Consider the following 13035-nt stretch of genomic DNA (forward strand, 5'->3'; position numbering starts at 1 on the left):
ACTTTAATTAAAGTGAGCGGCTTTTTTGTGCCCTGTGATTAACCACGAGACACTTCTACATTAAAACTTGTAGTTATACTGAGCGCCAAGTAATACCGCGTGGCCTTTAGATTCGAAGCCCCACTGGCTGCCCGAGTCATCAGCTTCTGTGAACGTTTGTGTTTTACCACGGATGATACTTACACCAAGATCAACGTTAGAGTTTTGATCAATTGTGTAGTTACCGCCAAACGAGAACCAAAAGCGATCGGTATCAGGAATAGAGATTGATAGGTGCGTTTGTGATACTGGAGACTCATCAAATGCAACACCGGCACGAAGTAGTAAATCTTCGTTGTATTGGTAATCAGCACCTACAGAGTATCTGAAAGAGTCATCAAACTGCTCTTGCTTTTCAAACGCAACAAACTTATCACCAGTTGGTAACGTTACTTGTGCTTCTAGTGATTCAAAGCTGCTCCAACCTGTCCATAATACACTGTAATGTAGGCCTAACTTATCATCTAACTGATGTGAGCCAGAAAACTCAGCAATAGCTGGTAGTGTTAGATCAACAGCTCCTGGTAGCTTAGCGCCGCCTGTACCACCAATAGCTGCTGGTAGATCGTTTGAGAAGTCACCATCAAATGTGATGTCTGTTTCGCTACGATAGTTAAAACCAAAACGGCTGTTATCATCTAGCTGGTACATTAAACCAACGTTTAAACCAAAACCAGTATCATCACCTTGAAGGTTTACAGCATCAGCACCAAAATCAATACCGCTTGCATTAGCACCCACTTTACGAATAACAGTTGCATCAGCATAAATAGCGTTTAAACCAATACCAAAGCTGAATTGCTCAGTTACTTTATAAGCAACGCTTGCATTAAGGTTAACAGTAAAGATTTCTGTTTCGCCAGCAATTTGGCCAGCAACGTATTCGTCGTTAAACTCTGTAGATAAACCAAAGTTAGAAAATGCGCCAAAACCAATCGATACTTTATCGTTGTAAGGCATAGTAAAGTAAACAGCAGGTACTACAGCACTTGGTGCAATGCTGTCGTCATCTAATGCACTTGGGTCAATACCGTTATTAGTACTTTCGCCTTCAATACTTACATCTGGAATTACACCAATAGCAGCAACACTTAGTTGCTTATCTTTAAATAAAGTCATTAGTGCAGGGTTACGTGCAACTACAGACGCATCGTCTGCGATAGAAGCTTCACCAGCGTATGCACGGCCTAAACCCGATGCATTTTGCTCTGATAATTGAAACGCAGCTGCAAAGCTATCAGCTGAAACAAATGCAAGCGAAGCTGCAATAAGAGTTTTAGAAAATTTCATTGTTGAGTCCTTAACCAAACTGACTGTCTGGGTACTATGTGTGTTGTTATTAGGATTTGAAACTTTGCTACACTACCTTAATTTTTTGTAAAAAACTCTATGAATGCGTCAAAAAACAGCAAAAAACATGTTATTTAACGACATTTTAACAACTATTTAAAACTCATCGGATGAGAAATGTGTTATTAGAGTTAAAGCTCTAATTGTAATTAATTATCATTTAGATTGACTTGAAATATATAGCAAATTACACTCACTATAAAATCGCAAAGGAAGTAAAACTGTGATCATTTTATTTATTATTACAGGGCTAATATTTTGTGGGGCGAGTGTATTTTGCTTTTACAAAGCAAACTACTGCGCATGCACTCAAGCAGGACAATGCGATAACCCCGTAAACCATTATTGGTTAGGGGCAATGTTAAATGCGTTGATTTCTTTAGCGCTTTGTTGTTTTGCATTGCATGTAGAGTTAGGTACTTTGCTATGGTTAACACTGATGGGGAGTTGTTTTTTGGGTGCGTTTATTTCTGCAAAACAAACTAAAAAAAGGCAATGCAGTAAAACTAGTTCAACAAATGCTCTTTTAGCAGGCGAGACAAATTAATCTGATAATCAAGAGGCTTAACACTTGCTAGTATTTTCAGCTCTTGGGTGTGCTCACTTAAATCTATGTCTTTAGGTGTAACATGATGATTGTGCTTAGCATTATAAAATAGCTTAATTTTAGGTTTTATAGGATTTAATACGTTCCCCTCAAGCACTAAGGCTAAACGTTCATTCGTTAATTTTACAATAGTTCCTACCGGATGGACCCCTAAACACTTTATAAAGCGCTGAACTAACTCACCATCAAACAAGTGCTTATTGGCTAATAAGTAGCGTAATGCATTAATAGGCTCATCACCCTCTTGGTGCATTCTATCGGCTGTCATAGCATCGTACACATCTACAATTGCCATTATACGCGCCGGGCGACTTAACTTTTCAGCCTGCAGGCCTCGCGGATAACCAGAGCCATCTAAACGCTCATGATGATTTACTATCATATCGAGCATAAGGGGAGTTATACCCTTCTCACCTTTAACTAAACCTAAACCTTGCGCAACATGCTTTTTAATTGCTGCTAGCTCGTTATTACTTAGTTTAGTTGGCTTGGAAAATATACCCTGCGGTAATTTAGCTTGGCCTAAGTCATGAAGTAACGCCCCCATTGCAAGCTCTTGTACAACAGCCTTTTCATACCCTAAGTATTTAGCAAATACAGCAGTAAAAATGGCGCAGTTGATCATATGCCGCCAGTTATAGCTATGTTTGTCTTTTATACGAGTAAGAATAGTCATAGCGTTAGCATTACGAAAAACTGAGCTGACTATCTCGCTGGCAATTTCATCAAGCACTTTTATATTAACACTCAGGCCAGATGTTAAATCGCCATATAATGATTGTAACTTTCTGCCATGCTGATCGTAATTTACAGTCGCTTTAGCAAACTCCTGTTCGATAGAAATAGCTATAGGGGTTTTTTCTACTTTTTTTTGGCTATTAGATGTTTTAGGTGCGCTTTGGGGCTTATATTTAGCAGGAACTGGCGCATCACCTTTAGTAAAATCTATAAGCAGCTCGAGCACCCCTTCAGACACTAAACGCTTAATAATAGATTTGTCGCGCACCAAGCCACTGGTCTTAATTTTTATGCTATTGATCCCCTCGTGTTGCTTAGTAACACTATCAACGTACATACCAGGGGTGAGCTCAGACACAGGCAAAGTAATTAGCATAAAGGTGAGATTTTTTACATTTAAAGTAGATGTACCTTAAATAGCATTAATTAAGCTTAAAAGTCTAGTTTTTGAGTTGTAAGTAGTGATATATAACTACAAAGGATTACTTGCTGTATCACTCTTATTAGCTGTAGTGGGTAACCTTATTTTATGGATAATTAAAACCCTCTTCTATTTTCTTAATAACCTACAGCCACTTAGTACTTAAAAGGCTATTTGGGTATTATTTTTACGCTTTTAAACAAACTTAATTAACCTAATTTGAACATAATGTGGTTTTTCCTCGGTCTAAATATACACAACAGCTATAAAAATTTAAGAGCATCAACGTATATGACAAAATTAAACCACCCCGTATCAAACTTAAGTGTAGCGGCAATAAGCACCGTTTCTCCTTTGAGTCATATACTAAAAATAGCCGCTCCGCTGCTCGATAGCCTATTGGGCATCAATAAGCTGCGTGATATATACCTCTGTAATAATTTATCGGGTTTAGATAAACAAGAGTTTAGTGAAAAGCTGTTAAATGTATTAGGTATTAATGTGCTTGGTGCACAAGGTGTTATTGACAAAATACCAAAGCATGGCCCTTGCATAGTGGTATGTAATCATCCTTATGGCATGATTGAGGGCGTAATTATTGCAAATTTACTCACCCATTATCGTAGCGATACAAAAGTAATGGCTAACGTGGGTTTAAAAATATTTAAAGAAATTAAAGACTATTTTATTTTTGCTAACCCACTAAAACCAAAAGCAGCCATTAATACCAGCGCAATAAAACAGTGTTTTAGTCATGTTAAAAATGATGGCTTACTTGTGGTTTTTCCTGCGGGAAGAGTGTCATTTTTTCAATCAGAAAAACAACGTGTAACTGACGGGCAATGGAATCGCTTAGCCGCTCAACTAGCTTTAAAAACACAAGCTCCTTTATTGCCTGTATTTATTAGCGGTCAGAATAGCTCAACCTTTTATAACTTGGGGCGTGTTTACTACCGATTTAGATTATTAATGCTAATACGCGAATTACTTAAAATTCAAAAAAGCTCTATTAGCTTAAGCGCTGGTAATTTACTTACACCCAAATTATTAAATAAGTTTGAAAAAACTGACGACATAAACGCACTTACACGCTTGCAGTGTTACTTAAACGATGAGCGCTTTGTAACGCCTTGGCAAGAGGATAACCAATCAACACAGCTCAAAGCCATTATGCAGGAAGTTGATAAAACAAAAATGAAAAATGAGCTTGCAAACTTGCCAAGCGAGCAGCATTTAGTCGACTTTAAAGGTTACTCAGTTTATTACGGCTACCAAGAGCAAATACCTAATTGCGTTACTGAAATAACACGCCTCAGAGAAATAACCTTTCGTACATTAAACGAAGGAAGTGGCGAGCCATGCGACACAGATAAGTTTGATGCGACTTACATGCATTTGTTTATTTTTGATCATAAAAATGAAGAAATTATTGGTGCTTATAGAATTGGGCAAACCGATTTATTACAAAAAAATAGCGACGTGAGCGCTCTTTATTTATCGCAAATGTTTAACTTTGAACCTTCTTTTATTAATCAGCAACAGCCGTGCTTAGAAATGGGTCGATCGTTTATAGTTCAAAAGCATCAGGGCAGTTACCATGGTTTATTGCTGCTATTTAAAGGGATTGGTGCGTTTATGGCGCAAAATCCACGCTATAGGACTTTATATGGCACTGTTTCATTAAGTAAACTTTATGACCCTCGTTCTGTTGCAATTATTGGCCATGCAATGGTTAATAATAAACAAGGTGTTAGCGCCAATACGCCTTTTAATAATAAGCTCCACCCAGAGTTTGAAGACTTTATTAATGACCACACGTTAAACATAGGCCATGTATCAGCATTGGTTATGGGAATAGAAGAAGATAAAAAAGACATACCGATTTTATTAAAGCAATACCATAAGCTAGGCGCTCAATTTCATTGCATGGGCATTGATAGCAACTTTAATCACACGCCAGGATTACTTTTAAGTGTGCACCTACCAAGTGCGCCTGAAAAGCTACTTAAGCTCTACCTTGGTGATAAAAAGGATGATTATATAAATCACTCATAATTTTTACCTGCTGTATTAATATAGCAGGTAAAAATTGAGCAAAAAAAGTCGACGCTATTAATTGCGTCGACTTTTTTAGTTATGTAACAGCTATAAAAATATTTAGTTAAGCAGCAGCCACTTTTAAACAACCAATGCTACTAATGAGCTGAGACTGCTTATCAAAATAATTAAAGCGTATAGTGTTACCAACTTTAATATGGCTAATACTGACCGTCATTGCATCTTCCCTTAGCATATTTACGCCATATTGCCCTTGTTCGGCTTTACTGTAATGAAACGCTAAAAACTGCTCACTTTCAGGATGTCTTAAATCAATAAGTTGCTTAAATTGTTGTTTACGCTTTTGTGTCACCGTTTCAAGCTCAACACCTGATGACGTAGCAAGTGGTTCAACTTGGCAGTGGATCAACTGCTTTGCATCCCACCTAACAAAAACCACGTTATTGTTATTTATCGATAGCCCATCCGGAAAAATACATAACTTAAAAGGCGCGTAGCCCGATAAATCCATGTTTTGTAATTGGTACAATGCAGGGGCTTTATTGCTCAGTAAATGAGGGATTAACAAACCTCTACTATGCTTTACCGCAGTTATATCAAATACACTTTGGTAATCGTTTAATAATGCGAGTGTTTGCCCAAAATGCGATACCCCAAGCCAAGTACCTCCTCCTTGCGGATCAATGGGGAAAATTGCATTGCCCTGGTGCTTACTTGGAGCGATTGCCGTTTCTCGTGTTTTTTGCTCATCGCGATTAAAAAATAGCTCGTAGCCATCATCAGTTAAAAAGTAGCTTAACGTGCACATTTTAATTTTGCATCGATTTTGGTTGTGCTGGCTGGCTATTTTCTCTTAAAAAAGTAGCTGTACTTGGTGCTAAACCAAAGCTTTGATCGAGCTGCGACTTTTGAGCAAAAGAAATTTGTGAAATCATCGCGTAATGGTGCACAGCGTGACTGCCTACAAAAATAAGCTCTCGCGCAAGTGATGTGGTTACTGTTTGTACATTTTTGCTTTTAATTGAAACTTCGCTTGAAAGTGATAACGGTTTATTAAAATCATCTGGACTTAGCTGTTCAATCCACGTTGTTATTTCGGCAATTTTTTTTATTGCAGCAGTTGGAGAGTTTTCAATATCTCCTCCTCTTAAGCGGCAATCATAATCTACTTTTTGCGTGCTAAAGCCGGTCATTAAAGATTGATAATGATCGATAATATGTCGCATATGAGCTCCAGCCGAGCTAATAAAGTTAGGAGTGATGACTTGGGAATAGTCCTCTTTAGTTACACCTTCAAGATAAGCGTGTCCTTGAGCTAGTATCTCTAATTGACTATTTAACATTAAATCGGTCTTCCTCATTTATCACTAAAACTTATATGCAAATAATTACAACATGATTTTTGGATGCTAATTTTGCATTGTATAAATAACTAGAAAGCTGTTTTTAAAATTAACTTTCAAAGTTTTTGCAGTAAATGCATTTTTAAATACAAGAGTAATTAATAAGAAGCTAGGTAATATAGAGAGGATAATTAATACATATAAAAGCAAATGGCGCTCTCGGTAGGGATCGAACCTACAACTCAGCCTCCGGAGGGCCACGTGATATCCATTTCACCACGAGAGCACATTTGTTGCCGCCACACCAACTCGCGATATCAGTGCTTTAGCACCCGCAATGATAAAGAGATCTTTAAATAAATACCAGTAAGATCAGCTTATATGCTTATTAATTAAACTCTTTTAAATAAAACACTTCACAAAGGCTTAAAAACACGCTATTTATTCTTATTAGATAAGAAACAGTAACGGTTTAGTAACATTAAAATTATGATTGTCGCTGTGAGGATTAGTTTAATACGAGGAAATAATAATGAGTTTAATGTCTACTGAGCAAGTCGCTGAATTTTTAGGTGTAAAAGTAGAGCGTGTAAAACGTCTCTCTAGAGAAAGTTTATTAATTGCTAAATCTGAAGACGAGAATGGCGAACCACAATTTGATGCGGCCGAAGTAACAAAGTACAAAGAGCTCGCTGAACGCTTTGGTGGTTTGTAACTTTTATAAAAAAGTATTAGTAACAAGTTTATTTAGCTGCGCACGTAACATTATAGATTCACAGGTTATGTTGCGCTCCTCATACCAAGCAATACATAACACCAAAAAAAACAGTTTATAGTAATTTAGCTTATCTATTGATGGGTAAAAAGTGCTTGTTTTATCAACGCTATTTTTATAGTTGTTTAACAATGTACTGTCACTGCTCTCATTAAGATTAAAGCTCACTGCAAGGGCTGCCAAATCAAAATATACATCGTTAGTTTGCGCGTACTCAAAATCAATTAAATACATGCCCGAAGCATTTACAATAATGTTATCTTTTACCAAGTCATTATGACAAAAGCCTTCATCAAATTGCATGGCTGCAACTACTTTGAGTGCCTGCTCTATTTGAGGTTTATATTGCGTATATACGCCGGTGCTTTGATAAAAATGCAGCTCTTTAGCTATATCCATTGGCGCAGTAGACACTTTGTAATTGTGCACTTGAGCAAGTTTATTAATAAAGCTAAGCGTTATATCCGATTGCGCTGTATTACCTTCAATATAATTAAATACCGCACGGCTATTCTTTTTATCGAGCCAAACAGGCGCAGGACATATATTAAGCTCACTTAAAAAACGCTGTGCTTCAAGTCCTATGGCTGGCCAATGGCTTTTATAACACTTTAATAAATACCCTTGTTGTTTGGTACGTATTAAAAAATTATCGTTACTAAAACCATTTAGTAGTCGCTCGCTTGAAGTAACGCTAGTAGGCTCTATAAACGCCCTACACATTTTTACTAGCTGATTATGCTCAATCATTAATTAAAGCTGAGCTAGCGGCTTAGCTTGGCTTTGTTCGTACTCTTCGTACCAAGTTTTAAAGCCCCACGCGGCCATAATGGTATAAAATATAAAGAGCGCAAGCGTTGGGTAATAGCCTTTTTCATAATATAAATACATGGAAGCTGCATCTATTACAATCCAGTACAGCCAGTTTTCGAGGACTTTTTTAGCAACTAAGTAAGTAGTTACTACGGCAAAACACGTTGTGAAACTATCAAGGTAAGCAAAATCGGCATGCGTATAGTTTTGCATAACGTAACCAATTGTAATTGCAGCTACGGTTGTTAAACTAATTAAAACAGCATGACGGTTTATCGACCACGATGTAATATTTAAATTTTCAGCTTTGCCTTTTCTCCATACAACCCATCCAAACACAGCCATATACATATAATAAAAATTAAGTAACGACTCCATGAGCAATGCGCCATTCCAGTACATAATTGTATAAATGAGCGTGCTAAAAAATGCCGCCGGCCAACACCATAAGCTTTCCTTTATTGCCAATAATAAGTACGCCATCGACAATCCTACCGCAATGTATTCCCAATGCGACATTGCTGTAAAACCGCTTAAGGTTTGTGTTAAAAAGTCCATATTATGCAATCACCGTTTAGTTGCGCCATTTGTTATACCAATCTGCTTATATACGAGGTCTATTTAACGTTAAGAAAATCACGCTAAAACTAGGCAAAATTTTTGTATCTAGTTGTTCTAAATAAAAAATTTTAACGACGTTATAGTGCAATTTAATTCGTTAAATTGATCAAATATTTATGCAGATTGGTATTATAGATTATTCAGGCGATAAGTCGCCAAAGAGAAACTTACATACAAAAATAGCTTTACCAAATTCTTCATATGAGCGCTTAATTTCGGTATTTAACACCTGCATTACTAAATCATAATCACCAAAAATTTGCGTTGATAGCGTATTAGTAATCACTTTTAAATTTTCGTATTCGTTTAAGCGGTCAATAAAGCCTTTAATAAACGGAATGTAATCTTGGTGAAGTGGATATTTACTGATCTCTACTGATAATTTCATTTTAAACTCTACTTTTTAATTATTTGATTTAAACAAATCATTCAATGCCAGTTCAATACAGTGTAAAATTATACTAACACTCAATTTAACTGAGCTTATTATGGCACGCAGAATAACGTATACATTTAAAAACCAACCGCGCGAAATTAACTTCGCAAAAGATAAATACCACGACATGTATCAAGCTATTGCTGCTGCCGAGGGTATTGATTTAACAAATTACTTAAATATGGTACGCCAAATAGAAATGACCTCAAAAGGGTCTGCTTCTGTTCGTAACTTTCGCGACCAAGAATTTGCCCGTATGGGCTTTAGCGACATTTACTTTATAAAAGAGTAATTATACCCAATTGGTATACGCTAAAAACTAACTATGGCTGATACTCATAACTTACGCGTGGTGTAATATTACATAATAGCTCGTAAGGAATAGTATCAGCGCACAGTGCTATTTCTTCAACTGGTAGCTCAGGGCCCCACATAGTGACTCTGTCGCCAACTTTAATATTATGCTCATTAGCGCCTATATCAACGCTGATCATGTCCATAGCTACGCTACCTACAATACCATAACGCTGCTCACCAATTATTACCGGTGTCCCCTCTTTAGCATGCCGAGGATAACCATCGCCATAACCCATAGCTACAACAGCTAACTTGGTTGGTTTATCGCTTTTCCAACGACCACCATACCCAACAGCTTCATTAGCAGGCACATCTCGCACTGCAATTACGCGCGTAGTTAAGCGCATAACTGGTTTTAATTTGTGTTGCTGCCCAATACTATTTGCCATTGGCGATACACCATATAACATAAGCCCAGGACGCACCCAATCGCCATGACCGCTCGGCCAGGCAATAATACCAGCCGAATTTGATAAACAATGCGCTTGGTCAATACCATTCACTAAATTATCAAACAACGTAATTTGCTGAACCGTTTTAGCATTATCAACGTCATCAGCACACGAAAAGTGGGTCATTAAATTAACGGTATTTTTAGCGTTAGGTGTTTTTTGCAAGCGGCTATAAAAGGCTTCAAACTGCTCTGGCGCAATACCTAATCGATGCATACCTGTATTTACTTTTAACCAGCATGTTATTGGTGCATCTAGCTTTGCTTTTTCAAGCGCCGCTAATTGGTACTCATCGTGAATAATAGTTTGAAAATTGTTGGCGAGCAGAATAGGTAAGTCGGCTTTGTTAAAAAAGCCTTCTAGTAAAACAATTGGTTTTGTTAAGCCCCCAGCTCGAAGGGCAAGCCCTTCATCTATACGTGCCACAGCAAATGCGTCAGCATTATTTAAATGCTGCGCAATCGTTACTAATCCATGCCCGTAAGCATTTGCTTTTAGCACCGCCATCACTTTGCTGTTAGGTGCAAAGCCCTTAACTTGCGCTAAATTATGCGCAAGTGCCGTTAAGTTAATTTCAGCAGTCGCTAAGCGCATTAGTAATCGTCATCTACCGCTGGTCCCGCGTAATTATCAAAGCGAGAAAATTGACCTTGGAATGTTAAACGCACTTTACCAATTGGGCCGTTACGTTGTTTACCTATGATAATCTCAGCAATACCTTTATCAGTACTGTCTTCGTTGTAAACTTCGTCACGGTAAATAAACATGATTAAATCGGCATCCTGCTCTATCGACCCTGACTCACGTAAATCTGAGTTAATTGGGCGTTTATCGGCACGTTGCTCTAGCGTACGGTTTAGCTGCGAAAGCGCAACAACCGGACATTTTAGCTCTTTTGCTAGTGATTTAAGTGAACGCGAAATTTCAGCAATTTCAAGCGTTCGGTTATCAGCAAGGCTAGGTACGCGCATTAGCTGCAAGTAATCGACCATGATCATACTAATGCCGCCGTGGTCACGCGCAATACGACGTGCACGAGAGCGAACATCGGTAGGTGTTAAGCCCGAGGCATCATCAACATACATTTTGCCTTTTTCCATCAACAAGCCCATTGTTGATGAAAGTCGCGCCCAATCGTCATCATCTAACTGACCTGTACGTACCTTAGTTTGGTTAATACGGCCAAGAGACGCTAACATCCTCATCATAATTTGTTCTGAAGGCATCTCTAGCGAGTAAATTAGCACGGGTTTGTCTTGAGTCATTGCGGCATGTTCTGCAAGATTCATCGCAAAGGTGGTTTTACCCATTGAAGGACGCGCTGCAACAATAATTAAGTCAGACGGTTGCAGGCCCGTCGTCATTTTATCAAGATCGGCATAACCTGTACTTACACCCGTTACACCATCTTGTGGCGATTGATAAAGCTCTTCTATTTTATCAACGGTTTTTTCGAGTATGTTATGAATACTTTGCGGGCCTTCCGTACTTTTTGTACGTTGCTCGGCAATTTTAAATACTTTGCTTTCGGCAAAATCGAGTAGGTCGTGACTAGTACGCCCTTCGGTATTAAAACCCGCTTCGGCTATTTCATTTGCCACGCCAATCATTTCACGTACAACAGCACGCTCACGTACAATGTTTGCGTAGGCATCAATGTTGGCTGCACTTGGCGTATTTTTAGCAATTTCGGCTAAGTAAGCAAAACCCCCAATACCTGCAAGTTTATTATTTTTTTCTAAACTTTCAGAAATAGTGATTAAATCTATCGGATCGCCAATCTCAGCAAGTGCCGTCATCGCCTCAAAAATTAACTTGTGCGTGCGGGTATAAAAATCCTGTGATACAACAAGCTCAGCTACGCGGTCAAAAGCTTGGTTATCAAGCATTAAGCCACCTAAAACAGATTGTTCAGCTTCTATTGAATGGGGAGGAACTTTAAGAGTATCGACTTGCTTATCTGGTTTGGCCATAACTTCACAGTAGTAAAATTGAATGGCTCTATTCTATCGACTTGCAGGGGCTGTGCAAATAGAAAAGCAGGAAATCTTTCCTGCTTTTTGTAATCGTGATGGGGAATGAGTGTTATTTGGTACGAAGCTCTATTCGTCCACTTATGGTATCCATTTCAACATTTGCATTACCGCCATTAATACTAAACTCTAAATCACTGGCTGGGCCATATTTAGCTTTACTGACTTTGTCACTACTGACTTTGTTAATGATTTTACCATTAGCATGGGCTTTAATTTCAAACTTTGCTGATACACTTTGTGGGAAATAAAAGTCGGCATCACCACTTACTGATTCAAAACGTACATCACCGCCTTTTAAAAGCTCGTTAATCTGTACTTCTGCTTCGCCATTGACCGTATTAATACGTAGGTTTTTAATAGCCGATAGCGTAAATTCTATATCGCCATTTACGTTTTCAAGGCGCACATCATTAGCGCTTGAAGTTGATTTAATATCACCATTAACAGCGCTAAAACGCAGCTCACCACTTGATTGCCTATCGTTAATTTCACCATTTACGGTTTCAAACTGAATATTCCCGTTTAAGTTCTCAGCGTTCACATCACCATTTACAGTGGTGAGCTTAATGTTGCCAGTAATATCATCTACCGTAATTTCGCCGTTAACCACATCAACTTCTGCGCCGTTTTTAAGCTCCTTTGCAGTCACCGATACATTAACGCCAGCAAACTCTAAACTACTGCTTTTAGGCATAAATATAGTTAGGTTTGAGCCGTCACCACTATTACCCCAATTTGATTTACGGGGCATTTTTACAATAAACTGTGTTTTATCGCCACTTGTTTTAAGCTCATAACCCTGTGCTTTATCATCAAGCTCGCCAGATACTTTAAATTCGTTTTTATCCCAGCCTGTAATATGTATATCACCGCGTTGGTTTTCAATAAAAATAGTGCCGCCACTTGGTACGTCTATTTGCTTATCTATTTTTTCACCCGCAAATGCCGCCAGTGGAAATAAGCTCAGTCCTAATAAAATCGCTTTCATA

Annotated in this window: 14 protein-coding genes and 1 tRNA gene; 4 read left to right on the forward strand and 11 right to left on the reverse strand. The window is 38.1% G+C overall.

From position 1 onward, the window contains the following. Positions 1-60 precede the first annotated feature (60 nt). On the reverse strand, positions 61-1329 hold the full coding sequence (locus H5157_RS10765) for an outer membrane protein transport protein (RefSeq protein ID WP_154903642.1): 1269 nt from the start codon (positions 1327-1329) through the stop codon (positions 61-63). 283 nt (positions 1330-1612) lie between these two features. Here H5157_RS10765 and H5157_RS20930 point away from each other — a divergent pair, with 283 nt between their 5' ends. Beyond that, a complete protein-coding gene (locus H5157_RS20930) occupies positions 1613-1936 on the forward strand; it encodes a hypothetical protein (RefSeq protein ID WP_154903641.1) in 324 nt (107 codons plus the stop codon). Here H5157_RS20930 and H5157_RS10770 read toward each other — a convergent pair. Then, positions 1896-3110, reverse strand: coding sequence for an HD-GYP domain-containing protein (locus H5157_RS10770; protein WP_039490270.1), 1215 nt, complete (start codon positions 3108-3110; stop codon positions 1896-1898). The genes H5157_RS20930 and H5157_RS10770 overlap by 41 nt on opposite strands. A 336-nt stretch (positions 3111-3446) precedes the next feature. Here H5157_RS10770 and H5157_RS10775 point away from each other — a divergent pair, with 336 nt between their 5' ends. Then, positions 3447-5210: a lysophospholipid acyltransferase family protein gene (locus H5157_RS10775; protein WP_182724669.1), complete on the forward strand. Its 1764-nt coding sequence runs from the start codon at positions 3447-3449 to the stop codon at positions 5208-5210. A 106-nt stretch (positions 5211-5316) separates the two neighbouring features. Here the strand turns inward: H5157_RS10775 and H5157_RS10780 are convergent, their stop codons facing one another. The 3 genes from H5157_RS10780 to H5157_RS10790 form a co-directional block, all read right to left on the reverse strand. Beyond that, on the reverse strand, positions 5317-6021 hold the full coding sequence (locus H5157_RS10780) for an NRDE family protein (protein ID WP_002963038.1): 705 nt from the start codon (positions 6019-6021) through the stop codon (positions 5317-5319). A gap of 1 nt (position 6022) precedes the next feature. Beyond that, entirely contained in the window at positions 6023-6556 is a 534-nt protein-coding gene (locus H5157_RS10785) for a DinB family protein (RefSeq protein WP_033022198.1), read from the reverse strand. A 211-nt stretch (positions 6557-6767) separates the two neighbouring features. Continuing rightward, positions 6768-6842 (reverse strand) — tRNA-Arg (locus tag H5157_RS10790). A gap of 246 nt (positions 6843-7088) precedes the next feature. Here H5157_RS10790 and H5157_RS10795 point away from each other — a divergent pair. Further along, on the forward strand, positions 7089-7271 hold the full coding sequence (locus H5157_RS10795; RefSeq protein ID WP_039490259.1) for a hypothetical protein: 183 nt from the start codon (positions 7089-7091) through the stop codon (positions 7269-7271). Between the two features lie 3 nt (positions 7272-7274). On the opposite strand, the gene H5157_RS10800 is transcribed toward H5157_RS10795, so the two are convergent. From H5157_RS10800 to H5157_RS10810, 3 genes are all read right to left on the reverse strand, one after another. Then, positions 7275-8081: a phosphotransferase gene (locus H5157_RS10800; RefSeq protein WP_182724670.1), complete on the reverse strand. Its 807-nt coding sequence runs from the start codon at positions 8079-8081 to the stop codon at positions 7275-7277. 3 nt (positions 8082-8084) lie between these two features. Beyond that, a complete protein-coding gene (pnuC, locus tag H5157_RS10805) occupies positions 8085-8702 on the reverse strand; it encodes a nicotinamide riboside transporter PnuC (RefSeq protein WP_002963042.1) in 618 nt (205 codons plus the stop codon). A 199-nt stretch (positions 8703-8901) separates the two neighbouring features. Then, positions 8902-9153, reverse strand: a complete 252-nt coding sequence (locus H5157_RS10810; protein WP_182724671.1) for a hypothetical protein — start codon at positions 9151-9153, stop codon at positions 8902-8904. Positions 9154-9253: 100 nt separating this feature from the next. On the opposite strand from H5157_RS10810, the gene H5157_RS10815 reads away from it, so the two are divergent. Then, positions 9254-9493 (forward strand): DUF2960 domain-containing protein, encoded by a 240-nt coding sequence (locus H5157_RS10815; RefSeq protein WP_002963045.1) that lies wholly within the window; start codon positions 9254-9256, stop codon positions 9491-9493. Positions 9494-9524: 31 nt separating this feature from the next. On the opposite strand, the gene alr is transcribed toward H5157_RS10815, so the two are convergent. The 3 genes from alr to H5157_RS10830 all read right to left on the reverse strand — a co-directional run bounded on the left by alr (position 9525) and on the right by H5157_RS10830 (position 13034). Beyond that, on the reverse strand, positions 9525-10604 hold the full coding sequence (gene alr / locus H5157_RS10820) for an alanine racemase (protein ID WP_024596806.1): 1080 nt from the start codon (positions 10602-10604) through the stop codon (positions 9525-9527). Next, on the reverse strand, positions 10604-11983 hold the full coding sequence (gene dnaB / locus H5157_RS10825) for a replicative DNA helicase (protein ID WP_002963050.1): 1380 nt from the start codon (positions 11981-11983) through the stop codon (positions 10604-10606). Before dnaB ends, alr begins: the two co-directional genes overlap by 1 nt. 112 nt (positions 11984-12095) lie before the next feature. Continuing rightward, positions 12096-13034 carry a DUF4097 family beta strand repeat-containing protein gene (locus tag H5157_RS10830; RefSeq protein WP_002963051.1) on the reverse strand — a complete coding sequence of 313 codons (939 nt, stop codon included), beginning with the start codon at positions 13032-13034 and terminating at the stop codon, positions 12096-12098. Between the last annotated feature and the right edge of the window lies 1 nt (position 13035).

This window comes from Pseudoalteromonas sp. SG43-3, from assembly GCF_014164385.1.
Taxonomy (GTDB): Bacteria; Pseudomonadota; Gammaproteobacteria; order Enterobacterales; family Alteromonadaceae; genus Pseudoalteromonas; species Pseudoalteromonas distincta.